Source organism: Flavobacterium suzhouense (assembly GCF_042684765.1).
Lineage (GTDB): Bacteria > Bacteroidota > Bacteroidia > Flavobacteriales > Flavobacteriaceae > Flavobacterium > Flavobacterium suzhouense.
Window position 1 is genome coordinate 92832 of sequence record NZ_JBHUMD010000029.1, and the last position, 25099, is coordinate 117930.

A 25099-nucleotide genomic window follows, 5' to 3' on the forward strand; every position below is an offset into this window, starting at 1 on the left:
TGTTACAGTTTTTAAAATTCTACATTAATACCTACAGAAATTGTTCTTGGGCTAGGGTATCTTCCGTTATCTATACCTGTTAGTAGTACATTTTGGTTAAACGACCCAACTTCAGGATCATAGCCATCATATTTAGTAAAGGTAACAAGGTTTTGTACAGAACCGTATAGTCTTACTCTGCTAATTTTCGATTGGTTTAGCATGTCAGACGGTAAAGAATAACCTAGAGTAAGGTTTTGAATTCTCATATAAGATCCGTCTTCTATGTAACGTGTAGAAATATTTAAGTTAGGGTTACTTGTACTGGCAATTGGTCTTGGTACGTCAGTATTGGTATTGTCAGGAGTCCAATAGTTTTGGGTTCCCTGTAAACCATTTTGATATAACTGTGCATTAGCCATTCCTGTTCTTTTAGTAAGGTTTAGGATATCATTCCCATAAGATCCTTGCAGGAATACAGACATATCCCAGTTTTTGTACTTAAAGTTATTTGTGAAACCAAAAGTAAATTTAGGGTGAGGATTACCAATAGCAGTTCTATCTTTAGTGTCTACGACACCGTCACCGTTTACGTCTTTATATTTAACATCTCCAAGTTGCGCTGCACCAGCATCTGTAGAACCGTTAACAGCTCCGAACTGGTTTGGAGAGTTTGTAAGTTGTTCTGTTGTCTGGAAAAGCCCTTCAGCTACATAACCATAGAACATACCGATTGGTGCACCGACCTGAGTATTTGTTACTACATAAGGCTGATAACCGTTAAGGTTTATCTCCTGTGTTAAAGGTAATGAGTTTACAATATCTGTTAACTTGTTTTTGTAGTGTGAAAAAACAAGAGTAGAGTTATATTGGAAATCTCCTGAGCCTTTAGTGTTATATCCTAAAGTAATATCATAACCTTGATTTTGCATTTCTCCAAGGTTAGAGTAAGGAGCACTAATACCTCCATATTGTGAACCTCCACCTGTTAATATGTCAGAAAGCGGCATCTGGAACAGGAAGCCATCAGATACTTTTTTGTACCAGTCAAAGCTAGCACTTAGTCTTGATCCAAACAAAGTGAAATCAATACCTAAGTTAGTTTGTTTCATTGATTCCCATGTTGTATTAGGATTTGGCATGTTTGAAAGAAGAAAGCCTGTTCCAATACCGGAGTTTTGTGGATTTAGATTAGCTGAATATGTTCCACCAGGTATTTGCTGGTTTCCGGTTTCACCGTAACCTGCTCTGAACTTGATATTGTCTACATATTTACGAGTGTTTTCCATAAAACTTTCATTAGAAAGTTTCCATCCAACAGCTACCGCAGGAAAATAAGCCCATTGTGCCTCAGCGATAGGGTCAAATTTTGAAGATTGATCAGCCCTGTATGATGCTGAAACACTATATCTGTTATCAAAATCATATAGTATACGTCCAAAAATAGAGTATAATGAAGCGCTACCCTGATATCCCGTAGTAACAGTTTGTTCAGGATCAGCAAGGTTGATAGTGTGGGGATCGTTAACTAAGAATCCTGTAGCATATATTGAAGTACCTTCCCAGTGTGTATCATTCGACTCCAGACCTCCCATTACTGTTACATGATGTTTACCAAATATATTATCATATGTTAAAAGGTTCTTTAAGTTGGTAGAGTACCAGTTCTGATCCCTTTGATAAAGGTCAGCAGTTATGTTTGTCTGTACTCCCCAGTAGTAAGTAGGAAGGAAATCTTTCTGGTTAGAGAATTCCGTATTTGCACCAAGCTCAAGTCTGTATTTTAAGCCTTTAGCAAGGTTAGCTTCTGCGTATAAATTCCCTAAGAAGTTTTTTCTAACCAGTTTATTGTCTCTAACAAGAGCCTCAGCTACAGGGTTAAAATAAGTAGAGTTTTGATCGTTGCTTTGGGGACCTGCAAAACTTCCGTCAGGATTTCTTACAGGTATGTCCGGAGCCTGAAGAAGCGTGTTGCTAATGATTCCGCTGTAACTTTGGTTTACAGTTAGTTTTTCATTAGTAATTCCCATATTAACATTAGTTCCTACTTTTAACCAGCTCTTAACCTGAGAATCAACATTTACACGGAAATTGTATCTTTTGTACCCAGAACCTAATAGAGTACCTTCCTGGTTAAGGAAACCTCCTGAAAGATAATATGATGTTCCGTCTTTAGCTCCTGAAAATGAAAGCTGATGGCTTGCTGATTGTGCAGTCTGGAAAACTTCATCTTGCCAGTCTGTACCTTCTCCAAGTAGTTCAGGGTGCATAAATTCCGGACGGAATTGTGAAATATCGTTTCCATACGCAAGGTATAGGTCTTTTTGCCATTGAGCATACTCGCGAAGGTTAAGTACATCCAGTTTTTTGTAAACTGACTGAATAGAAGTATAACCTTCATAAGTAAGTTTTCCATCACCTTTTTTACCTGATTTAGTAGTAATGATAATAACACCATTAGCACCTCTCGAACCATAAATAGCAGTTGCAGAGGCGTCTTTAAGGATATCGATAGACTGGATATCGTTAGGGTTAATCATAGAAAGCGGGCTTACAGCGTTATTACCGGCACCACCGCTCGACGAAAAATCATTACCTGAAATAGGTCTTCCGCTCATTGATTTACCTGTTGCATCACCCGAAACTGGTACGCCATCAATTATATATAATGGTTCGTTAGTTCCTGAAATTGAGGTAGTACCGCGAACTCTTATTGAAGCCGCACTTCCCGGTTGACCTGAGTTGTTGGTTACTGATACCCCCGCAGCTTTACCCTGAAGCATCTGATCTACAGTAGTTTGTTTTAGGTTTTCGATATCTTTTGCACGTACAGATGAAACAGCACTGTTGATATCGTCTTTTTTCTGTGTACCGTATCCTATAACTACTACTTCCTCAAGAACTTTTGCGTCTTCTTTTAGTGTTACATTAATTTGTTTTTTTCCTTTTACGGCTACTTCCTGAGCTGCATACCCAATGAAGCTGTAAACAAGTGTACCGTCTGCAGGAACATCGATAGAGTATTCTCCATCAAGATTTGTAGCTACGCTGGTTGTACCTCCTTTTACCGATACGTTTGCCCCCGGAATAGTCATTCCGGTAGGGTCTTTTACAACACCGCTAACGATGTTTTGAGCCTGCAAGGAGCCCAGGGTACAAAATAGTAACATCATAAGGGACAGCGCTTTGCCCTTGGTGTACCATTTTGTTAGATAATGTAAAGTGTTACCCATAATTTGTTTGTGTTAGGTTAGTTACTGACTTTCTAATAAATAAACAGTTTAATTTCGCTTTCAGCAATTTAAGGGTTCATTTATTGACAAAAACAAATTTATGGGAGTTGTTAAGCGTTTGTTAATATTATTTTATCATTTAGTGATAATATTTTCTCTAACGTTTGCGTAAAATAGGTTTGATAATATATTTGTAAAAAAAATATTAATATTAATTAATTGACTGTCAATATTTTGATTGTTTTTATGCCTTTGCTTTGTTAAGCTGTAATAGTTGTATTTTTTAATCAAAAGAGGCTTACAAAAAGCGTTTCATGCCATAAAATTCTTCGCGGTACTGGCTTGGAGTAGTATTTTTTATGCTCTTAAAAATACGGTTAAAGTTAGCTATATTATTAAATCCTGATTTGAAAGCGATTTCGGAAATACTTAAATCTTTTTCAACAAGCCATCTTGCTGCATACCCCACACGGATGTCATTTAAATAATTGACAAAGGTCTTATTAGTACGTTTTTTTATAAAACGGTTAAAAGATACCGGGCTCATGCTTGCGATGTCGGATACATCATCGAGTGTAATTTTATTAGAGAAGTTCTTTTGGATGTATTCATAAACCAGTTTCATCTTGTCATCATCTTCAAAAGTATCATAATCTACTGTAAAAGTTGATAACAAACGCTGATTACGCGAATTAGCCATATCATGCAATATGGATATTATCTCAAGAAAATAATCCATTCCGTCTAGTTTGGATATCTTAACGATTCTGTCGGCAAGCTCCATGCCGGTTTTTTTTGAAAACAGGATGCCGTGGTTAGAACGGTTAAACATATCTTTTATGGGCATCATTATTCGACGATCTAATAACGATTCACTAAAAAGATCATTATGGAATTGTATCGTGATTTCGTGAATACCTTTGTTTTTACATTTGTTCAATTCCCATCCGTGATACAGGTTTGGGCCAACAAGTACAAGTTCTACGTCGTCAATCTCTTCAATGTGGTCGCCAACTATCCTTTTGACACCTTTTCCGTTAAGGATAAAATTAATTTCATACTCGGGGTGATAGTGTATCGGGAAGTCAAAAGTATCCTTTAACCTGTCAAAAACAAGAAAGCTATCTCCTTTGGTAAGAGGAGGAATTTCCCTGTGAAATTTTTGGTTGTCCATTTCGTAGTTTTTATTTGCAATTATATGATATAATATTGATAAAATAATATTAACTTAAATTTATGACTAAAATTATCTTTGGCATTATCAAAAAACCGACTTTAAAATTGCTTTCTTATAAATATTTGATAAAATTATTTGTGAATTTATCAATCTTAGCAATTCATTTTTAAGTAGATATACATAGATGAAAAACAAAATCATTATAATGCTTGCAGTTTCACTTACAATTTCATGTAAGAGTGTTTCTCAAACTGCAGGTACCCCAATTGACAAAAAAGCTACTAAAGAGACGGTTGCTTTATACAAGAATCTTTTTAGGCTGAAAGAAAAAGGTTATATGTTCGGGCATCAGGATGCACTTGCTTATGGTGTTGAGTGGAAATATGAGGAGGGAAGAAGTGATATTAAAGATGTTACCGGAGATTATCCTGCTGTTTATGGCTGGGACCTGGGAAGGATAGAAAACCAATCGGATAAAGATCTTGATGGTGTTCCTTTCGATAAAATGCGTGAGTTTATCAAACAAGTTTATGACAGGGGAGGTGTTAACACTTTCAGCTGGCACGTAAATAATCCGTTAAGTGGTAAAGATGCATGGGATAATCCGGAGGGTACTGTTGCTTCTGTATTGCCGGGAGGTTCACAGCATGAAAAGTTTAAAGGCTGGATGGATAATGCAGCAGAGTTTTTACTCACTTTAAAAGGTAGTGACGGAAAACCGGTGCCTATTTTATTCAGACCATACCATGAATTTACCGGAGACTGGTTCTGGTGGTGTAAAAATACTACCAGTGCAGAGCAATTTAAAGCTTTGTGGAAATTCACAGTTCAATATTTTGAGTCTAAAGGGCTTCATAACCTGATATATGTTTATAATACTTCGGATGCTAATGTTCAGACGGAAGCTGATTTTATGGAGTATTATCCCGGTGATGAATGGGTTGATGTTGTGAGCTTTGATATTTATCAGGGTGGTGATGGAGAAAAACAGGACAAATTTGTTGCTGATACCAAAAGGCTGGTAACCATTATAGATAAGGTTGCTAAAGAACATAATAAGTTGTCTGCTATTGCAGAGACCGGTTATGAGGCAATTCCATATTCAAAATGGTGGACAGAAACGTTAACCAATGCCATTGGTGACAAAAAAATATCATATGTGCTTTTATGGAGAAATCACGGCTGGAATGAGCATATGAATCCGCCAAGGATGCATTACTATGCTCCTTATCCAAAGAATGTGTCTGCTGATGACTTTAAGCTATATTATAAAAAGAGCAACACATTGTTCCAGAAAGACGTAACCAAATTTAAACTTTACAAATAATATTGGGTGTAAAAGCCTTTACGATATGAGATTAACTGCCATAGATTTAACAATAATAGCCCTTTATTTTATCATGATGATCATTATAGGGATCGTCATGAAAAACAGAGCAAAGCGAAGTAAAGACAGCTACCTGATGGGAGGTAAAAAACTTCCGTGGTATATGCTTGGACTTAGTGATGCCAGTGATATGTTCGATATTAGTGGTACCATGCTTTTAGTGAGTATGGCGTTTTTATATGGATTTAAAAGTGTTTGGATTCCGTGGATGTGGCCTGTGTTCAATCAGGTATTTTTAATGGTTTTCCTGAGTAAATGGCTTAGAAGAAGTAACGCAACAACAGGAGCGGAGTGGCTTGGAACACGTTTTGGACTTACTGATAAAGGAGTGAAGCAGAGCCATGCAATAGTTGTTGTATTTGCGCTAATGCTTTGTATCGGTTATATGGCTTATGCTTTTGTTGGAGTTGGTGAGTTTTTAGAGATATTCATTCCTTATGAAAGTATTAAAGAAGTTGTTCCTTTCCTTGATCAGAATTTAGAGCAGTATACTGCAGGTTCAGAAGCATATACAACAGCTTTATATGCAGCTAAACACACAACTGCCCAGTTTTATGGTGTTAGTATATGTCTGGTAGCTACATTTTATAGTATTGTTGGAGGTATGCACGGAATTGTATTGGCGGATTTCATCAAATATATGATCATGATTGTTTGTTCATTATTTGTAGGAACGATTGCCATGATCCATCTGGCAGATTCAGGAATAATATTTACAGATAAAATGCCTTTGGGCTGGGATAGTCCATTCTTTGGAGCAGAACTGGGGCTCGACTGGCAGAATATACTGGCAGATGCACAGGTAAAGCTTGAAAAAGATGGTTATAAATTATTTTCTGCAGTTGTAGCAATGATGTTCTTTTCAGGAGTACTGAAAAGTCTTGCGGGTCCTGCACCGAACTATGATTGCCAAAAGATATTAAGTACAAAATCACCGGAAGAAGCAAGTAAAATGAGTGGATTTATTTCAATCATTCTATTGCCTATACGATATTTTATGACAATGGGTCTGTGTATTTTGGGAGTTCTTTATTTTAAAGATCTTACACTGAGCCATACAGCTGATGGGGTTAATTTTGAGAGTATCATGCCGGCGGTAATTAACAAGTATCTTCCTGTTGGGTTGGTAGGTCTTGTTTTGGCCGGTTTCCTAGGTGCTTTCATGAGTAATTTCTCGGGTACTCTTAACGCCGGACAAGCTTATATCGTAAATGATATTTACCTTAAGTACTTTAAACCGGAAGCCGACAGAAAACAAATTATCAGTATGGGATACCTTTCCGGAGCTGTAATGGTAATTCTTGGTGTTGGTCTTGGCTTATTCATTAAGGACGTGAATATGATATTTAATATCATAACTGCCGGATTATATGGTGGTTTTGTATGCGCCAATGTTTTAAAATGGTATTGGTGGAGATTTAATGCAAGTGGTTTCTTCTGGGGAATGTTTGCGGGTATAGTTGCCAGCGCAATACCACCGGCGTTATCGGTAACAGGTGTAACGACTTACTTTGATGGTACACGTATGTTATACTACTTCCCAGTTTTCATTATCATTCAGCTTATAGCTTGCGTATTGGGATCTTATGCTGCACCGCCGACAGATGAGGCTACGCTTAAAAATTTCTACAAAACAGTAAGGCCATGGGGCTTCTGGAAACCTGTGCGTGAAGCTATTCAGGCAGAAGATCCTACAATCGAGAGAAACAAAAACTTCAAAATCAATATGTTTAACGTAGGTATGGGTATTGCAGGACAAATATTACTGACACTACTCCCTATGTATTTTATATTATCAAAATGGAATGGCCTTTTCGTAGTGCTTGGCCTTTTAGCAGTGATATTTATTGTTATGAGAAAAACGTGGTGGAACAGGTTAAGTGATTTTTAAAAAAGAAAGTAAAATTTAAAGTTAATATTCGAAATGGGTAATGCAACAACTGATAAGCTGGTTTTAATACCAAACTATGATGCACTTTTAAAAGAGCACAATCAGCTTGTCGAAAAGAAAAACGAACCGGTAGCAAACGGCAACGGAGTATATACACGTTATAAAAATCCTGTAATTACTCCGGCACATACTCCTTTAACCTGGAGATATGATCTTAATTCAGCTACTAATCCGTTCGGTATGGAACGTATAGGAATCAATGCTGCCTTTAATGCCGGTGCTATTAAATGGAATGGCAAATACATAATGTGTGTACGTGTTGAAGGTGTAGACAGAAAATCTTTCTTTGCTATTGCTGAGAGCCCTAACGGAGTGGATAACTTTAAATTCTGGGATAAACCATGTGTTATCCCTCAACTTGAAGACCATGATACCAATGTGTATGACATGAGGCTTACTCTTCATGAAGATGGATGGATTTATGGTATTTTCTGTACAGAAAGAAAAGACCCGAATGCACCCGCAGGTGATACAAGTTCTGCTGTGGCTAATGCGGGTATTGTGCGTACTAAAGATCTTGTGAACTTTGAAAGACTTCCTGATCTTGTATCAAACACTGGTCAACAACGGAACGTGGTTATTCATCCGGAATTTGTAAATGGGAAATATGCACTTTACACCCGTCCTCAGGATGGTTTTATCGATGTTGGTAACGGAGGAGGTATTGGCCTTGGTTATGTTGACAATATGGAAAATCCTGTTGTAAAAGATGAAGAGATTATATTTGGAAAAGTATACCATACTATATATGAGCTTAAAAACGGACAGGGACCTGCACCAATAAAAACTTCTAAAGGATGGCTTCATCTTGCTCATGGTGTTCGTAATACTGCAGCGGGTTTACGATATACATTGTATATGTTTATGACTGATCTGAATGATATTACTAAAGTAACGCATACACCGGCAGGATACTTTATGGCTCCTGAAAATGAAGAAAGAGTAGGAGACGTTTCTAACGTACTATTTACAAACGGTTGGATTGCGGATGAAGATGGTACTGTATATGTTTATTATGCTTCATCAGATACCCGTATGCATGTAGCGGTTTCTTCGATTGATAAACTGGTTGATTATGTTATCAATACTCCGGAAGATACTTTTACTTCAGCAGGTTCAGTAAATACAATTATCAAATTAGTAGACAGTAACAGCAAATTTTTATAATGGCCAACCTAAAAGCAGAAATGTACAATGAATTGCTCTCTATTTTAGATTATTGGAGTAGTAATTCAGTTGATGATAAAAATGGTGGTTTTATAGGTACAATAGATTTTGCTGAAAATAAAGATTTTGAAGCTGAGAAAGGTTCAGTATTAAATGCCCGTATTTTATGGGCATTTTCTGCTTCTTATCCTGTTACCAAAGATGAAAACCATTTCAAATTAGCCAAAAGGGCTTTTGAATACATATATCAGCATTTTTATGATACTGAAAATGGGGGGATTTACTGGAGTGTGAATTTTGATGGTACTCCTAAAGATACTAAAAACCAAATTTATGCACTGGCTTTCGTGATTTATGGGTTATCTGAATATTACCATATGTCTAAAAATGCTAAAGCTTTGGAGCTGGCTATAAAACTGTACAATGTTATAGAACAGTATAGCTATGACCGTATTCATAAAGGCTATTTTGAGGCCTTTACCCAAAACTGGCAACCCATAGACGATTTGCGTCTTAGCGATAAAGACGCTAATGAGAAGAAGACAATGAATACGCATTTGCACATTGTAGAAGGGTATGCAAATTTATATAGGGTTTGGAAAGATGAAGGTTTAAAAGCCAAGATATCCGAATTGCTTCATACTATAAATGATCACTTTATGAACGAAGAAACCGGGCATTTGCATCTTTTCTTTAATGAAGAATGGATAGAAAAACCTGATGTTATCTCATACGGGCATGATATTGAAGCAGCCTGGCTCTTATTGTGGTGTGCTGAGATGATTGAAGATACTTCGCTTATAGATATTTATAAAAAGCATGCCGTTATTATGGCTGATGCTACTGTAGAAGGGATAGATGCTGATGGAGGACTTTGGTATGAATATGACCCTCACCAAAGAAAACTGATAGCTGAAAAGCATTGGTGGCCGCAATCAGAATTGTGGATAGGCATGATAAATGCATGGCAGCTAACGGGAGATAAGAAGTATTTTGATATTGCCAATACCAACTGGCAATTTGTAAAGAAACATATACTCGATACTAAAAACGGTGAGTGGATTTGGGGTGTAAATGCTGACTATTCTCTTATCGAAAAGGATAAAGCCGGTTTTTGGAAATGTCCCTATCATAATTCCAGGGCTTGTATAGAACTTATTAAAAGATTACCGGGATAATTCGTGGTAGTTGTGTAAATAGTATGTTTTTTTGACAAAAAAGCAGTAGTCCGAAAACGTTTGAAGTGGTAATTTAACATTATGTTTAAATAGCATTTTAATGCATTTATTCTGAATTTAGTAGTGCTGTGTTGGCACATTTAATAGCCGGCAATAACACAATTATTGCCGGCAAATTTTACCATTTATTAATGAAAAATAAACTTTTTATACTCAGTCTTGCATTATCAATGCTGACAGTTTTGGGCTGCTCTGATGATAATGGCTATGTAGGGATGTCGCCAACAAATCCAGTAGAGGAAACTCCGGATTTGATTACTGTTGCCAATGTGCGCTCTTATATGTCTGACCCCAATGCTACTCAGGAAACTGTAGCTTTGTTCTATAATCTTAAAAAACTTTCTAAAACACAATACCTTGTAGGTCAACAGGATGCATTTAATGGATTTTATAATAATGTTTCCGGTAGTTCTGATATTAAAAAAGCAACAGGTAATGATCCGGCATTATTAGGCTCAGACTTTATGTTTATTACTGATAAGCAAAATAACGGGCAACCTGACAACTGGTTCTATCAGCAGGAACTAAAAATTACATCGGATGTAAAAGAGGCTTACTCAAAGGGTATGGTAAATATTTTTTGCTGGCATTTGAGGGAACCTTATAATCAGGATACATTTTATGCCGACGATATAACTGATCCTCTACAAAAGGCTAATGCTTTTAAGAGCATATTGCCGGGGGGAGAAAATCATGAACTTTATAAATCGAAGCTTGATAAAGTTGCTGATGTATTTAATCATCTGACTGACAATACAGGTAAACTGATACCGGTAATTTTCAGGCCATTTCATGAATTTGACGGTAACTGGTTTTGGTGGGGAGCAGCATATTGCGCTCCTGATGAATATAAACAGGTTTGGAAATTTACAGTTGAATACCTGAGGGATACTAAAAATGTACACAATGTATTGTATGCTTTTTCTCCGGATAATAGTTACTCCACTGCATCTCAATACCTGAGCCGTTATCCCGGAGACGCTTATGTTGATTTGTTGGGAATTGACAACTATGGCGATTTTGGTAACGGAAGCGCTTCCGGCGTTACTACTGCTAACAATAAACTTAAGATGATATCTGATCTTGCAAAAGAAAAGGTAAAGATTGCTGCCATGACCGAAACAGGCTACAGGGTAACGATGTCAACAGCTCCGATTAATAATTTTTTTTCGAACAATATTTATACTGCAATGACAGCAAATAGTGTAGAGCTGGCTTTTGTGATGTTTTGGGCAAATAACCAGGATGGTTATTATGTTCCGCCATCAGGGCAAAGCAACACTCAGGATTTTAGGGATTTTACGCTAAAAGGAGAATCTGTTCTTCAAAATACAATTCCTCAAATGTATGTATTGCCATCTAATTAAAACTTTCCAATAAACAATTATACTAATTTAAGTAATCCCCGGCTAAAGCCGGGGTTTAGCATTAAACCATGAAAAATACTCTTAAAAAGTTATTATCTACAGCTATAGTACCATTAGTACTTTCCTGTACAGCAGAAAAGCAGGTTCAGCCACAGATTACCGTCAAAGGCACGGAATTTTACAAAGGTGAAAAACCGTATCATTATATCGGAACAAACTATTGGTATGGAGCTTTGTTGGCAGCCAAAGATGGTGGTAACAGGGAACGTTTGGCAGAAGAGCTGGATCAGCTAAAAGCTAACGGTATTGATAACCTTCGAATTTTGGTTGGTGCCGAGGGCGGAACACAGGACTTCACAGTAACACCTGCTTTACAATCGAAACAGGGTGAGTATAATCAGAATCTTTTAGATGGATTGGATTATCTGCTGAATGAGATGGGCAAAAGAGGCATGTATGCGGTATTGTACCTTAATAACAACTGGGAGTGGAGCGGAGGTATGTCGCAATATCTAGAGTGGAATGGATATGGCCCACTTCCGAATCCTAATATTAAACCCAATACGTGGCCTCAGTTTATGGAGTATACAAAACAGTTTCATAAATGTGAACCTTGTATAAAGGCATTTGATGATCATATTAAATACATCTTAGGGCGTACAAATTCTTATTCTAAAAAGAAGTATACTGAAGACACTACTATCATGGCCTGGCAGGTTGCAAATGAACCACGTGTATTTACAGCAGATAACGAAGTGGCATTCACCAAATGGGTTAATGGTGTAGTGGATCTTATTGACAGTCTGGATAAAAATCATTTGATTTGTACAGGATCGGAGGGTAAAGCCGGTTCGGCTGATGATGCAGCTATTTTTGAACGCACACATAATAATTCAAAAATAGATTACCTGACAATGCATACATGGCCTAAAAACTGGGGATGGTATGACCACGCTAAACCTAAAGAAACATTACCACCTACAATAGATAAAACAATGGCTTATATTGATGAGCATATTGCTATTGCTAAGCGTTTAAGTAAGCCTATTGTATTAGAAGAGTTTGGTTTGCCAAGAGAAGGTGAAAGTCTGTCAAAACAAGCATCAACTGCCGACAGGGATGCGTTTTATAAAGCCATCTTTGAAAGGCTTGAAAAAAGCATTAAAAACAAGGAAACCTTTACTGCTCTAAACTTTTGGGGTTATGGTGGAACAGGAAAAAATAATCCGGATAACGGCAAATGGAAAAAAGGAGATGATTTTACTGCTGACCCTCCACAAGAACCGCAGGGATTAAATTCAGTGTTTAGTACTGATACTTCTACCCTGAACCTGATAAAAGAATATAATAAGAAAATTAAGTAATAAGAGAGCCGAAAGGCTCTTTTTTTATGGGTATATTTGATTCAAAGTAATTCAATATGAATAATAAACATCCTTATGAAAGACGATTATGGTGGCGAATAAGACTCCCATGGTTTTTAATAAATATAGGTATTGCTGATAAGGGTAAAAACTGTGAAGAAGTTAATGCGCAGCATAAATGGTATGCTATTGACAATATTTCCAGCGGATGCTATTATTGTAAAGTTATTGCTAAAGGCCAAAAATGGAAGGCTAATGTGTAAAGTGATACTGAAAAATTTATCACGCTATAATAAAAACGCCGCTTAAAGCGGCGTTTTTATTATAATATTATTTCAATTCAAATTCAGTTTCCTGAACATTGTCAGAGCTTGTTCCTACAAAAACTTTAAATGTTCCCGGCTCAACAAGATATTCGCCTTCATTATTAAAGAAGCCTAATTCTTTGTCGGTTAAAGTAAAGGTAACAGTCTTTGTTTCGCCTTTTTTAAGCGATATCAATTCGAAACCTTTAAGTTCCTTAACCGGACGTGAAAGACTAGCTGCAATATCCCTTATATATAACTGAGCGACTTCTTTACCGTCATAATTACCTGTATTGGTAATGTCTACTGATACTTTTACTGCTTCACCTTTAGTGTAAGAGCTCTTATCTAATTTTGGAGCACTGTATTTAAAGGTAGTATAACTAAGGCCGTGTCCAAAAGCAAACTGAGGTGTTTTCTCCACATCTGTATAATGCGACCAGAATACATTGTTGTCACTGTTAGTAGGTCTTCCTGTGCTATGCTGATTGTAATAAATAGGCACCTGACCTACATTACGAGGGAAACTCATAGGCAGCTTTCCGCTTGGATTATAATCACCATACAATACCTGAGCAACAGCATTACCGGTTTGTGTACCAAGATGCCAAGCCTCAACAATGGTAGGAATGTGTTCTGCGGCCCATGTCAATGCCAACGGACGTCCATTGTTAAGAACTAAAACAACATTAGGATTTACCTTGTAGATTTCTTCAAGTAATTCCTGTTGAAGTCCGGGAAGGTCAAGATTAGTTCGGCTGCGGCCTTCACCACTCTGGAATCCGTGTTCGCCCAATACCATTACTACTACATCGGCAGATGCGGCAGCTTTTTTAGCAGCCTCAAACCCGTTGCGGTCAGTAGTGTTAAAAACAACTTCATCAAGGAAAGTGGTCTTACCAACCGTAAGGTCGGCACCTTTTTCAAAAGTAAGTGTGTTACCTTTATATTGTTGCATACCTTCAAGCACCGATACAGCCGTGTTATCATCAGATGCAATTCTCCAGCTACCAAGCGGGCTGTTCTTATCATTAGCCAATGCACCTATCAGCGCTATTTTTTGCCCGTTTTTCTTAAGAGGCAGCAGGTTCTTTTCGTTCTTTAAAAGCACGATAGATTTTTTTGCCATATCCAATACGGCTTCATGATTAGCCTTACTGTTTATTACTTCTTTTTCCCTTTTTTCGTTGCAATAACGGTATGGATCGTCAAATAAGCCAAGTTCGTATTTAACTCTTAAGATCCTTCTGACAGCATCATCAACAAGTTTTATATCTACTTTACCTTCGTTTACAAGTTTAACAAGCTGAGCAACATATAAATGCGATTCCATATCCATGTCTGCACCTGCTTTTACAGCTTTTACAGTAGCTTCGGCACCGTCTTTAGCATAACCGTGTGCAATCATTTCGCGGATTGAAGCCCAATCGGTAATGATAAATCCGTCAAAACCCCATTTACCTTTCAGGATATCTCTTTGCAGGAAGCTACTGCCGGTTGCAGGTACTCCGTTAAGAATGTTGAAAGAGTTCATGAAGGTACGAACACCTGCATCTTTAGCGGCTTTGAATGGTGGAAGTACAGTATTATAAAGCGTTGCATTACCAATATCTACAGTATTGTAATCCCTGCCGGATTCTGCAAAACCATAGGCGGCAAAGTGTTTGGCGCAGGCAGCAATTGTATTAGGCGCAGAAAGGTCATCTCCCTGAAAACCTTTTACTCTTGCAGTAGCTACACGGCTCCCCAGGAACGGATCTTCACCGGCACCTTCCATTACACGTCCCCAACGGGCATCACGGCTGATATCTACATTTGGACCAAAAGTCCAGTTGATACCCGAAGCCGAAGCCTCGTCTGCAGCAACCTGAGCCGATTTTTTAATAGCTTCCATATCCCAGCTGGCAGCTTCTGCCAAAGGAATTGGACTAAGTGTTTTATATCCGTGAATAACGTCAAAACCTATGATCAACGGAATACCCAGGCGTGTTTCTTCCACAGCGATTTTTTGTACTGCACGTACCTGATCTACTCCGCGTACAGTAAGCATTGAACCTACCCATCCTTTACGAAGGTGCTCATATTTTATAGCAGCATTTCCTTCTTTAGGCGACGGTCCGGTTACGTCCCAAAATCCGTTATATTGGTTCATTTGGCCCACTTTTTCTTCAAGCGTCATTTTGGCCAGTAGTTGCTCTACTTTTTGTTCAATTTCCTGTTTCTTATCCATAGGTTTCTTTTTTTGCGCGTGAGCTGTCCCTAAGGAAAACAGCGCAAGCAGCAAGAGTGTTTGTGATTTTTTCATTTATGTTTGTTTGTATTGGAAAGCTTTAAGCATTAATTTCCGAGCAGGGTTTGCAGGTATGGAGCCAGTTGGGCTGCCATTAGTTTATCATCTTCTATTTCCGGATGATATCCACATCCATGCGGCGTAACCGATTTGTAAATAAACACGCTTACCGGCTTATGTTTCTTTTCGCCGTTAATGGTGTCTTTGATACGGTTAAGGCATTTTGCAAAAGTCTGGCTTTTCTCACCATTTACCATTGGACTGTCTAATAATACGATTTGTGTATCGGGCGAATGCTTGTAAACAGTATTTATGAAGTTTATATAGTTGGCTATATACTTTTCTTCATTAAAAGGCAGTCTTTCTTTTTTACCATCACCCTGAGAAAAGTCATTAGTACCTAATGCGATACATGTAATATCCGGATTGAATCCGAACGCATATGGTTTTGAATTATCTTTATTCAAATAAAGGTTCTCATATACGTCAGGCATTATAGCCTCTTTATCATGCTCATCATTCCAGTTACGGTATATGCCAATTCCTGATACAGAGCTTAGCACGAAATCTGTATTTAACGCTCGTGCTGTAATCGGTGCATAAGAGTAATAAGCATTATGCTGATCATACCATTCGCCTTTACCACAAGGTATGGCAATGGTGTCATTACCCATTCCACAGGTGATAGAATCGCCAATGAATTCTATTTTTTTCTTCTTGTTCTTTTTCGCTTTAAAAAGCTGGCCTTTTGCTCCGGTAAAAATTATATTGCCATTTGCAGCTTCCGTAGCTTTATAAATGGTAACGATATGGTCGCCATTGGTGTTGGCCTTAACAGGTATAGTGTTTTGAGAAGCCTGTATTTGCTGCCTGCCGATGTATTTACCATCAACTTCGATTACGATGTAATTATGATGATCTTCGGCCTTTACAAAAATGGTACATTCTTGTCCTTTGAAACCAAAAGTAACTGAAGATGCGGAACCGATAAGCGTTATGTTATTGTCTTTAAGAATTTCTACACGTCCACTGGTACTAAATATACTTTTGCTTTTTTGTGGAGTATGGGCGTTGCAAATGATAGATAAAAGAAAAGTAGTAAAAAACAGGATGATTTTTTGCTCAATACGCATAACTAACAGGTTTAAAAATCGTAAAAATAGCGAATTATCTATTTTTAGACTTGTACTAAAATGTCAAAAACCTATAGATTTTAAGACCTGTAAAAAAGGGGAGGGTATTAACAAATCAGCTTATAGCCATACCCACGGCTGTTGATTATCTGGACATTTTTATCCTTGTCGAGCTTTTTTCGAAGTTTGGTAATAAAAACATCAAGGCTTCGTCCATTAAAAAAATCATCATCACCCCATATCTCTTTTAAAATATGAGATCTTGTAACCATTTCGTTCTTAGTACTGTAAAGGTGTTTCAATACCTCGGCTTCACGGTAAGTTAATACTTCGGTGTTTCCATCATAGGTAAGTGACTGTTTAGCGTAGTCAAATATATATCCGCCAATATGGGTCAGTCCGTCATCACTACCCTGGTTGTTTTCAACTCTGTTTAACAATGCATGAATCCTTACGATAAGCTCTTCCATACTGAAAGGCTTTTTCAGGTAATCGTTTCCTCCGTGTTTAAAGCCATCTACCACATCCTGGGTTTGCGATTTGGCAGTTAGAAAAATGATAGGTATTCTTTTATCTTGTTTTCTTATTTGTTCAGCTACGGTAAAACCATCTTTTTTAGGCATCATAACGTCAAGAACCAGTAGCTCGGGTTTTTCTGAAATGTAGGCATTGTAGGCCTGGTCACCATCTTCGGTTACAATAACCTCAAAATTCCTGGTTTCGAGGCTTTCTTTTATTATAAGTGCAAGTGAAGGTTCATCTTCAGCTAAAACTATTTTGATTTTCTCAGACATAAGGAATAGTTATTTTAAATACTGTATACTTATCATCATCTTCAAGGGTAAGTTTACCGTTATGCTTCTCAATTATGCTTTTAGAATAGTACAGGCCAATACCATACCCCTTTACATCGTGCCTGTTTTGTGTTGATATCCTGTAAAATTTGTGAAAAATTTTACTGCGCTGCGATTTATCAATAGGCTTACCATCATCAGAAAATGTTATTATGGCATGCTTATGAGCCGGAGCTACTTTAACAGTTATTATATTACCGCCATATTTAATAGCATTTTCTATAATATTGTTAACTACGTTCTCAAAATGAAATGCATCGATGTTAGCCAGCAAAATTTTGGTTTCCGGCATAAATGATATTACTTTCTGTGTGTTGAGAAGATGTTTTTCTACCACATTATTGATGATGGGAACTATGTCTGTCATTTCTTTTTGTAACGCTATCCTGTCACTGTCTAAAGATGCTGTATCCAATATTTTCTCTACCATCACATTCAGCTTTTGAAGTTGCTGTGAGGCTATACCCATATATTTATCGGTCTTGTCTTTGTCGTCAGCTGCGTTGAAATGCTGGATTGCTTCCAATGCACTAAGCGATGTTGCTATTGGTGTTTTAAGTTCGTGGGATATATTGCTTATAAAATCGTTCTTGCTTAAAACAATCTGCTTTTGCTGTCTTATAATCCTTAAAAGGTAAATCAGGCTGGTAATAATAGCTATAGTAAACAGTAATGATAAAAGTATTCCTGCCAAACCCTCTTTAAGGGCTATAAGATTGATATTAGGATAATACATCTTAACATATGTACCAGAAGGTAAGTAGGCTGATTTTGAATCAACTGATAATTCATATTCAGAATTTTTTACATCACCATAATTTACAGGTTTGCCATCTTCTTTAATATGTGATAGTGCATAGTTAAAATTCAGGTCTTTTCTTTTAAGTTCATCTTTAAGGTATTTGTTCAGGCTTTTAAAATCAAGCTCATCTAATGATAGTGATATTATAATTTTTGTTGCCAGATTGTTTAACCCTTTTATTGAATCTAAATGCATCGATTCAATTGTACCTGTGGCCGTAACTGATCCGGGCCTGTTTTTGATTTTAAGCATCTGCGCTACTTCCGGAGGCAGGCTGTTTCCGTTTGAATCTATGGTTGTTACATTAATTATAGCGCCTGTTTTTAAATCCTGAGAAATCATTCCTGTAGATTTCGGCGCAGTTTTAATCAGGCTGTCTATGAGTAGCTCTATATTTTTCGGTATTTTTTGATTTTCAGGTAATTCATCCTCAATTATGGTGGACTTGATGTCAGATTTAGCCAGGTTAGTGTAATAGCTATCCACACTATTGTTAAGTGCTGCCATTACCTCGTTGTTTACAGTAATTTTATTTGCTTCGTAATTCTTAATGTTCCAGTAGGCCTGTATAAACAGGGTCACCAGAATTACTATTGCAATTACATAGACTATATTTTTGTGCAGCCACTTTTTCATATCTCAAAAATATAAACAAAAAAAGGTTTGTCGGGTCGGTTAACATACGTTAACTTTCAAAGTTTAAGTGCCTTATATAGGCAATATAATCAAATTTAGATAAAAGGAAGTAACCATTGTTACTTCCTTTTATTGGTTGTTATTTACCGTTGATTTGTGTTTCTATGGAAGCCGTTTCAAGTATATTGAACTCCTGTATCTTTTTCTCTTTGTTGAAAAGGAAATTAGCCGGATATTCATAACCTGATTTGCTTTCAGTTAATAAGATATTTATTCTTGTACCTTCTTTTTCTTCAGATTGGCTAACAAGTTTGTAGCCGTCAAAACGGGGAAGTTGTGGTAATACCTGTGGAAGTACCTGTTCTTCAGCTCCGGGAAAAATCCCTGCGATAGTGTAGTTTTCTGCAAGTACTGGATTGATTACATCTGCATTTTTTGTCGTGAATAGTTTTACAACAGTATTTAGCTGAGTGTCAAATTTGCCTTTATCCTGCCCATAACCTGTAAGGGTTACTATCAGGGCGAATATTAAAATGATTTTTGTTTTCATGATGTGTATTGTTTAAAATTTATAGTACAAACTTACCATCACATCATCATTTTAATGGTTAACCAAAATTATTGTATGTTATTTAATGTTAACGCTCCTTTTTCGAATAGTAAAGCCCGTTTTGATACGGGCTTTACTATAATTGAGAGTCAATTTATTTTCTGAATTTTATGTGATTACCAAAAGTATAGGTAACAGCGAGAGATGGTCCGTTGTAACCCCAGTCAAAACTACCATTAACTCTTTTCTTTGTAATTTCAACGTCTATGTCAAGACCGCTGTAACCGGCTGTGAGACTAAGGTTTTGAAATACATTATACAAAAGGGAAACATTATAGCTAAGTATCTGGCCATCGATGTTATCTACTTTGGCAGACAGGTAATTAGCGTTAACATATAATCCTAGTTTTCTTGTAATAACAACCTCGCTCCATATACCTAAATCAGGCAGGGGAGCGGTGACCTTAAATTTGTCGCTGACTCCCACACTTCCTACGTTAGTGTTAAGTCCCATTCCAAGGTCTATGAACATTAAATGTGTTCCAATTAATAAACCGACTTCATATTTTGGTTTGCACAGAATAGCATAGCCATAGGCAAATCGTGTAATTGTAGTGTTAAAATGAGCATTTACACTGGCGTTTACAGGATAAGTATGATCGTTAAAAGTTATTTCCTTTTCAAGTGTTTTACTTGATTCCCTGTTTAGATAGAAGTATTCAAGCTCAAATCTCGATCTTTTAGAGGCTCTCCACATTGCATTTGCATAAAAAGAGGTGGTGTTATCCTGAAAACCCAAATCATCCTCAAGATCAATTTCTGTAGCAATATTACCGTTGTTACCGGCAACTTTTACAGTTGTATTATTAATCGGAAAAAAAGTTCCCACCATAAGCCGGAAGCGTCTGGCATGCCAGGGAAGAGTTGCGGCATCATCATCGGTAAAGGATTTGTGATCCTCTTTTATTGTTTCGGTAGCAGTTGGTATGCTATCCTGAGCAAATGCTGGAATATAAAAGACAGCAAACAATAGTAATGTGGCAAGTTGTCTCATAAGTTTTTGTTTTGGGTTGTTCTGTTGCTAATAAAAGGTGTATGGATTATTAAAACTGCTATTTAAATACATCGTCAATCCAGTTCCCAGCCAAAGGTGGTTTGTATTATATAATCATCTTTTGAAGCTCCCTCAACCGGCTTACTATCAAAATTATAGGTTATTCCTAATTTAAGGAAAAAATCAAGAGGGAGATCATATTTAAAATCGGTGCTAAAATCAGTTCTTATACGGTTGCTTTCCGTCAGGCTGGGATAAGCTGTAACTTTTGACAGTAGGCTGATGTCCTCAAAATCGAAAAGATTCAGTTCTAATCCTATAAAGGCTTCCAAACTGTTCCTGTTAGTTTGGAGAGAGTCATTAAAGCGTTCGTTGTTCCAGGCAAGTCCGGTACCGGCTCCAAAATACTTTTTATTCGTATAAACAAAATATTTACCAATACCGCCTTTGAGGGTCGTTCTTAATTTAAGTTTTTGTTCTTCGTTTGAGAGAAAATCGGCTGAGGCTAAAGCATACCAGTTTTTTTTCAGATAATCTTTAAAAGTAATATTACCATCGCTCCGCTGAAGTTCTTCAACATTGGTTTGCTTACTGCGTACAGAGTTATATGCACCACTGAGGCTCCAGTTATTTGCTGTATATTCCATAGTACTTCGTACAGTAAACTGACTCAGGTTCTGGCTTTTTGTAAAGTTGTAGCCTACAGATAATGAGGCTTTAAAACGGGAAAAAAAGTTGTCCTTTGCTGCTGTCTTTATAAAGGTGACCTCGGCTAATGCTAGCTGAACCTCCTTGCCATTATTATTAATTGTTACCTGTGCAGAATCTTTTGGGTTAGCAATGAAAGTGCTGTTAAGACGCTCTCCGTTTGACAATGTTATTAAAAAATTGCGGTCACTTATAATTTGTTTGATATTAAGCCACTCAATTTTAAAATCACTGTCACTATAAGAGGTTTCAACTGTTAATACCCCTTTTGTTAGATCTTTTATTTCACCGATAACCCTGTCCTTATTTTTAAGTATAATGGTGTCATTTTGGGCGAATGAGATAATAGGGAAAAAAACTAATGCCATAAATATCATTAGTTTAAATACATATCTATGACATTTAATTTTTTTCATTTTTTACGTTCTTAAGATCTATTTATCTTTTACACATCTAAATCCTAAATGTTCCTGCCCGCTGTCTATGGAGGTAGCCATTCTTGCATTTGGACGGTAGTTAGAGCAGTATTGTTCGCTACATAAAAATGATCCTCCTTTAATTACCCTTTTTGTACCATAAGGGTCGTTAGGGTCATAACTGTCTTTAGGTCCTTTTGGGCTATGGCATTCTCTCATACCGTCTGTTTTATATTTGGCATAAGTATCAGGTCTGTAATAATCAGTTGTCCATTCCCAAACGTTTCCTATAACTTCATACAAACGAAATTTGTTAGGAGGGAAGCTCTTTACGGGTGCAAGCCTTTCGTAACCGTCTTCGTGAGTATTCTTATAAGGAAATTCACCCTGAAAGAAGTTAGCCATATACTTACCCTGAGGATTGAGTTCGTTACCCCAGGCAAATTTGCTGTTATTGTTGCCTGCCTGAGCTGCATATTCCCATTCCGCTTCAGTTGGAAGTCGTTTACCGGCCCATTTTGCATACGCTTCAGCATCTTCATAAGCTACATGAACTACAGGATAATTATCTTTCTCCTTAATATCTGAACCAGGGCCTTGCGGATGTTTCCAGTTTGCGCCTTTAGTCCAAGACCACCATCTGGAGTAATCCTCAAGGGTAACAGCATGATTTGGTGGAGTAAAAACTAATGATCCGGGTTCAAGGTCAGCATCATCGGGTTTTGGTGTACCGGGAGGCAATTGTGTTTTTAAGAATTCCCAGTCAACAGGACGCTCGGCAACAGTTATATATTTTGTAGCGTCTACAAATTTTTTAAACTGAGCGTTTGTTACTTCAGTTTCATCTATATAAAATCCATCAATTGTTGCTTCAATAGCAGGTGATTCTATTTGAAGTGCTGCAGGATCGTTGTCGCCAAGAGTAAATTTCCCGCCTTCTATCCAAACCATTCCTGCAGGTTTGCTTATGTTTTTTTCGTTGGTATTTACAGCCAGTTCTTTTGGTTGTTTCTAGCAACTGAATAAACAAAGGCTACCCAATAGTAGTAATGATATTTTCATCGTAATTTTTAGATTGGTCAATAATTGGTTCCTTAAAGATATTACATTTATCTTAAAATTAAGATAACTATATTCATAATGTTTTTATTTATTAGCATGTTAACTGTTTTTAAACAAATATGTAGTTGTATAATGTATTGTGTGTGACAAAGAGTTTTTTTATGATAATTTAGGCTATATTGTATAAAGAAGAGTAAAGTAATTATAAAAAAATGCTGCCCTATTGGACAGCATTTACATTTATTGAGGTTCAGGTTATTCTGTTTTTTCCTTTATGTTTGGTTTACCATTATCCATCATTTCCATGAGTTTTAATCCTAGTAGTCCACTTATGGAACCGTCTGAACCGCCGTTACCTGAGATTAAAACATCAGGAATAACTTTTATATTACCTTTGCCAATCTCTTCTGTAATTTTATACTTAGTAAAGTTATCACCCCCCATAGCCGATACCTGTAACTGATAAGCTTCAGCGGTAGATTTACCAATTGCCATAATCTTTTCAGCTTCGGCCAAACCGGTTTTAGAAATGCGTTCCGCTTCTGCGCTTGCAGTTAGTTTAGTAGCTTCTGCCTGAGCACCGGCTCTTGCTTTAGTAGCTTCAGCCTCTGCATTTGCACGCATTTTAGTAGCCTCTGCCTCAGCATTAACATTAAGTTTTAAACTGGTAGCATCACCTTCAGCTTTTTTAACTGTTGCATCCGCGGTACGTTGAGCAATTTCTACACTTTGCGATGCACGCACAATCTCCTTTTGCATATCTGCAATTGCTGTTTCTTTTTCTACTCCCTGGCGCTGTTCTTGCGCCATTTTTTGAGTTTGATACGTTTTTTGCTCTTCCTCAGCTATTTTACGATCAGTTAATGTTTTCATTAGTGATTCAGGAGGAACAATATCACCTATAAGTGTATCTACTGCATTAACATTATATTCGTCAAGAACTGCTTTGATATGATGTTTCGCAGATTCCTGACGTTCTTTTCTTGTACTTAGAAAAGAAATCACATCGCTATCCTGTGCAGAGTTACGGAAGTAGTTACCAATAGTTGGTTCAAGTACCTGAGATACCAGGTTAGTCATGCTTCCAAAACGTGCAATTACCTTAGGTGCTTCATTAGCCGGAACATGAATGATTTGAGCTACATCCAGATTAAAAGGGAAACCATCTTTTGAACGAACAGTGATGGTTGACAGGTTTTTGTCAAGATCATGTGATTCACTACGTGCATTTGCCCAGTTTAGTACAAGGTTAGTTGTAGGTACAGCTTCAAGCTTGGTCGTATATTTATTAATGGCATACTTGCCGGGACCAAGCGGTTCCATCCATACACCACGGTTTCCTTTAGCAACAATGTTACCGTGTTTAAATGTTTCTCCAGTCATATCCTCACCGTCTTCACCAATATATGATATAACTACCCCTACATAACCAATAGGTACATCGGTCATTGGTATCTGCTCTATTAAAACTCCCCAGGTGTTTAGATAATAAGTACCTGCAAGCATTACCTGCGGCTGTAAACCCCGATTACCTCCTTTGTTAAGAAACTCATCAAGATCCTGAAAGTTGTTGTGATTTTCAACAAATTTACCTGCAATCTGGCCTATTGGTATTGGCTCTCCATCCAGCGCAGTTACAATTCCTACCATGTTCTCAAAAATCTTGACCTGATCGGAGATAATAACTTCAAACAAAAAGGTATTTATTCTGTATGATCCTGTTGTGATAAAAGCCGTTTGACGTCCTTTCTGTCCGCCATTTTGAAGAAATGCACTGGCATCCTGAAAGTTATCGCTCTCAACTTTTCTTGCAAGGATTCTTCCTGTTGGTATTTCCATACCGTCTTTACTTAAAATCAAACCAATTTTTCCTTCAGGAATAATCGTAAAAGAGGTCATGTCAATACTGTATTGCCATATCCATTTCATCCAGTAAAGTCCTGGGGCCAAGGTTTGTGCCTGAAAACCAGCTTCCCCTTTTGTTGCCACAATTCGGCCATCCGGGAGTGATTTATTTTCACCAAACAGTACAAATTTTTTGGTAACAAGGCCAATTTTATCTTCAGGAACGATAACCATTCCAAAAAATACACGGAGTACAAATTTGTACCCAAAAACACATAAAAGCACCGGTATGATCCACCAGTAGCTCAATACATTTGTTGTCATAACTAACAGATTTAGACTACAAAATTACTGTTAACAGAAATCGAAAATAACAATTTTAACTAAATATTTTTTTGCAGATCTACCCTTAAAAAATTCCTCATTTTAAGGTGCTAAATTGTCATTTTAAGCGATTATTTTTTTTAAAGTAAACTATAGTTGGTTTTTTGAATTTTAACAATTTTCAGAGGTTATTTTATTTAGCATGATATTAATTATGTTTCAGGTTGTAAAATGAAACGCATTCACTGACTTAAAAA

At 37.1% G+C, this 25099-nt stretch carries 18 protein-coding genes; 7 read left to right on the forward strand and 11 right to left on the reverse strand.

Going from position 1 to position 25099, the window contains the following annotated elements; translation table 11 throughout:
- Positions 1-11: 11 nt before the first annotated feature.
- Together ACFSR3_RS15365 and ACFSR3_RS15370 are read right to left on the reverse strand one after the other, a co-directional pair.
- Complete coding sequence (locus ACFSR3_RS15365) at positions 12-3152, reverse strand: SusC/RagA family TonB-linked outer membrane protein (protein ID WP_379822236.1); 3141 nt, start codon at positions 3150-3152, stop codon at positions 12-14.
- A 358-nt stretch (positions 3153-3510) separates the two neighbouring features.
- Positions 3511-4386 (reverse strand): AraC family transcriptional regulator, encoded by an 876-nt coding sequence (locus tag ACFSR3_RS15370; protein ID WP_114756882.1) that lies wholly within the window; start codon positions 4384-4386, stop codon positions 3511-3513.
- Positions 4387-4573: 187 nt separating this feature from the next.
- On the opposite strand from ACFSR3_RS15370, the gene ACFSR3_RS15375 reads away from it, so the two are divergent.
- From ACFSR3_RS15375 to ACFSR3_RS15405, 7 genes are all read left to right on the forward strand, one after another.
- Positions 4574-5716, forward strand: a complete 1143-nt coding sequence (locus ACFSR3_RS15375; protein WP_379822238.1) for a glycoside hydrolase family 26 protein — start codon at positions 4574-4576, stop codon at positions 5714-5716.
- A 25-nt stretch (positions 5717-5741) separates the two neighbouring features.
- Positions 5742-7667 (forward strand): sodium:solute symporter family protein, encoded by a 1926-nt coding sequence (locus tag ACFSR3_RS15380; RefSeq protein WP_379822240.1) that lies wholly within the window; start codon positions 5742-5744, stop codon positions 7665-7667.
- Between the two features lie 33 nt (positions 7668-7700).
- Positions 7701-8894 carry a glycoside hydrolase family 130 protein gene (locus ACFSR3_RS15385; protein WP_379822241.1) on the forward strand — a complete coding sequence of 398 codons (1194 nt, stop codon included), beginning with the start codon at positions 7701-7703 and terminating at the stop codon, positions 8892-8894.
- Positions 8894-10072 (forward strand): AGE family epimerase/isomerase, encoded by a 1179-nt coding sequence (locus ACFSR3_RS15390; RefSeq protein WP_379822242.1) that lies wholly within the window; start codon positions 8894-8896, stop codon positions 10070-10072. Before ACFSR3_RS15385 ends, ACFSR3_RS15390 begins: the two co-directional genes overlap by 1 nt.
- A 191-nt stretch (positions 10073-10263) precedes the next feature.
- Positions 10264-11499, forward strand: coding sequence for a glycoside hydrolase family 26 protein (locus ACFSR3_RS15395; protein WP_379822243.1), 1236 nt, complete (start codon positions 10264-10266; stop codon positions 11497-11499).
- 68 nt (positions 11500-11567) lie between these two features.
- The gene (locus tag ACFSR3_RS15400; RefSeq protein ID WP_379822244.1) at positions 11568-12863 is read left to right on the forward strand and encodes a glycoside hydrolase 5 family protein; all 1296 of its coding nucleotides are present in this window, start codon (positions 11568-11570) and stop codon (positions 12861-12863) included.
- 56 nt (positions 12864-12919) lie between these two features.
- The gene (locus tag ACFSR3_RS15405) at positions 12920-13126 is read left to right on the forward strand and encodes a hypothetical protein (protein WP_379822245.1); all 207 of its coding nucleotides are present in this window, start codon (positions 12920-12922) and stop codon (positions 13124-13126) included.
- A 67-nt stretch (positions 13127-13193) separates the two neighbouring features.
- Here the strand turns inward: ACFSR3_RS15405 and bglX are convergent, their stop codons facing one another.
- The 9 genes from bglX to ACFSR3_RS15450 form a co-directional block, all read right to left on the reverse strand.
- Complete coding sequence (bglX, locus tag ACFSR3_RS15410) at positions 13194-15473, reverse strand: beta-glucosidase BglX (RefSeq protein ID WP_379822247.1); 2280 nt, start codon at positions 15471-15473, stop codon at positions 13194-13196.
- Positions 15474-15505: 32 nt separating this feature from the next.
- Positions 15506-16591 carry an SGNH/GDSL hydrolase family protein gene (locus ACFSR3_RS15415; protein ID WP_379822248.1) on the reverse strand — a complete coding sequence of 362 codons (1086 nt, stop codon included), beginning with the start codon at positions 16589-16591 and terminating at the stop codon, positions 15506-15508.
- Positions 16592-16698: 107 nt separating this feature from the next.
- Complete coding sequence (locus tag ACFSR3_RS15420; protein WP_379822249.1) at positions 16699-17385, reverse strand: response regulator transcription factor; 687 nt, start codon at positions 17383-17385, stop codon at positions 16699-16701.
- Positions 17378-18883, reverse strand: a complete 1506-nt coding sequence (locus tag ACFSR3_RS15425; protein ID WP_379822250.1) for a sensor histidine kinase — start codon at positions 18881-18883, stop codon at positions 17378-17380. Before ACFSR3_RS15425 ends, ACFSR3_RS15420 begins: the two co-directional genes overlap by 8 nt.
- A 139-nt stretch (positions 18884-19022) precedes the next feature.
- Positions 19023-19433, reverse strand: a complete 411-nt coding sequence (locus ACFSR3_RS15430; RefSeq protein ID WP_379822252.1) for a hypothetical protein — start codon at positions 19431-19433, stop codon at positions 19023-19025.
- 154 nt (positions 19434-19587) lie between these two features.
- Positions 19588-20487, reverse strand: a complete 900-nt coding sequence (locus tag ACFSR3_RS15435; RefSeq protein WP_379822254.1) for a hypothetical protein — start codon at positions 20485-20487, stop codon at positions 19588-19590.
- A 74-nt stretch (positions 20488-20561) separates the two neighbouring features.
- Positions 20562-21563, reverse strand: coding sequence for a DUF481 domain-containing protein (locus ACFSR3_RS15440; RefSeq protein ID WP_379822255.1), 1002 nt, complete (start codon positions 21561-21563; stop codon positions 20562-20564).
- Positions 21564-21629: 66 nt separating this feature from the next.
- On the reverse strand, positions 21630-22562 hold the full coding sequence (locus ACFSR3_RS15445) for a formylglycine-generating enzyme family protein (RefSeq protein WP_379822256.1): 933 nt from the start codon (positions 22560-22562) through the stop codon (positions 21630-21632).
- Positions 22563-22928: 366 nt separating this feature from the next.
- Positions 22929-24842, reverse strand: coding sequence for an SPFH domain-containing protein (locus ACFSR3_RS15450; protein WP_379822257.1), 1914 nt, complete (start codon positions 24840-24842; stop codon positions 22929-22931).
- Positions 24843-25099 lie beyond the last annotated feature (257 nt).

What these genes read in the sequence shown, in the direction of transcription:
- ACFSR3_RS15365 (WP_379822236.1), bottom strand. Translation starts at nt 3,152, where the DNA reads ATGATGTTACTATTTTGTACCCTGGGCTCCTTGCAGGCTCAAAACATC.
- ACFSR3_RS15370 (WP_114756882.1), bottom strand. Translation starts at nt 4,386, where the DNA reads ATGGACAACCAAAAATTTCACAGGGAAATTCCTCCTCTTACCAAAGGA.
- ACFSR3_RS15375 (WP_379822238.1), top strand. Translation starts at nt 4,574, where the DNA reads ATGAAAAACAAAATCATTATAATGCTTGCAGTTTCACTTACAATTTCA.
- ACFSR3_RS15380 (WP_379822240.1), top strand. Translation starts at nt 5,742, where the DNA reads ATGAGATTAACTGCCATAGATTTAACAATAATAGCCCTTTATTTTATC.
- ACFSR3_RS15385 (WP_379822241.1), top strand. Translation starts at nt 7,701, where the DNA reads ATGGGTAATGCAACAACTGATAAGCTGGTTTTAATACCAAACTATGAT.
- ACFSR3_RS15390 (WP_379822242.1), top strand. Translation starts at nt 8,894, where the DNA reads ATGGCCAACCTAAAAGCAGAAATGTACAATGAATTGCTCTCTATTTTA.
- ACFSR3_RS15395 (WP_379822243.1), top strand. Translation starts at nt 10,264, where the DNA reads ATGAAAAATAAACTTTTTATACTCAGTCTTGCATTATCAATGCTGACA.
- ACFSR3_RS15400 (WP_379822244.1), top strand. Translation starts at nt 11,568, where the DNA reads ATGAAAAATACTCTTAAAAAGTTATTATCTACAGCTATAGTACCATTA.
- ACFSR3_RS15405 (WP_379822245.1), top strand. Translation starts at nt 12,920, where the DNA reads ATGAATAATAAACATCCTTATGAAAGACGATTATGGTGGCGAATAAGA.
- bglX (WP_379822247.1), bottom strand. Translation starts at nt 15,473, where the DNA reads ATGAAAAAATCACAAACACTCTTGCTGCTTGCGCTGTTTTCCTTAGGG.
- ACFSR3_RS15415 (WP_379822248.1), bottom strand. Translation starts at nt 16,591, where the DNA reads ATGCGTATTGAGCAAAAAATCATCCTGTTTTTTACTACTTTTCTTTTA.
- ACFSR3_RS15420 (WP_379822249.1), bottom strand. Translation starts at nt 17,385, where the DNA reads ATGTCTGAGAAAATCAAAATAGTTTTAGCTGAAGATGAACCTTCACTT.
- ACFSR3_RS15425 (WP_379822250.1), bottom strand. Translation starts at nt 18,883, where the DNA reads ATGAAAAAGTGGCTGCACAAAAATATAGTCTATGTAATTGCAATAGTA.
- ACFSR3_RS15430 (WP_379822252.1), bottom strand. Translation starts at nt 19,433, where the DNA reads ATGAAAACAAAAATCATTTTAATATTCGCCCTGATAGTAACCCTTACA.
- ACFSR3_RS15435 (WP_379822254.1), bottom strand. Translation starts at nt 20,487, where the DNA reads ATGAGACAACTTGCCACATTACTATTGTTTGCTGTCTTTTATATTCCA.
- ACFSR3_RS15440 (WP_379822255.1), bottom strand. Translation starts at nt 21,563, where the DNA reads ATGGCATTAGTTTTTTTCCCTATTATCTCATTCGCCCAAAATGACACC.
- ACFSR3_RS15445 (WP_379822256.1), bottom strand. Translation starts at nt 22,562, where the DNA reads ATGGTTTGGATAGAAGGCGGGAAATTTACTCTTGGCGACAACGATCCT.
- ACFSR3_RS15450 (WP_379822257.1), bottom strand. Translation starts at nt 24,842, where the DNA reads ATGACAACAAATGTATTGAGCTACTGGTGGATCATACCGGTGCTTTTA.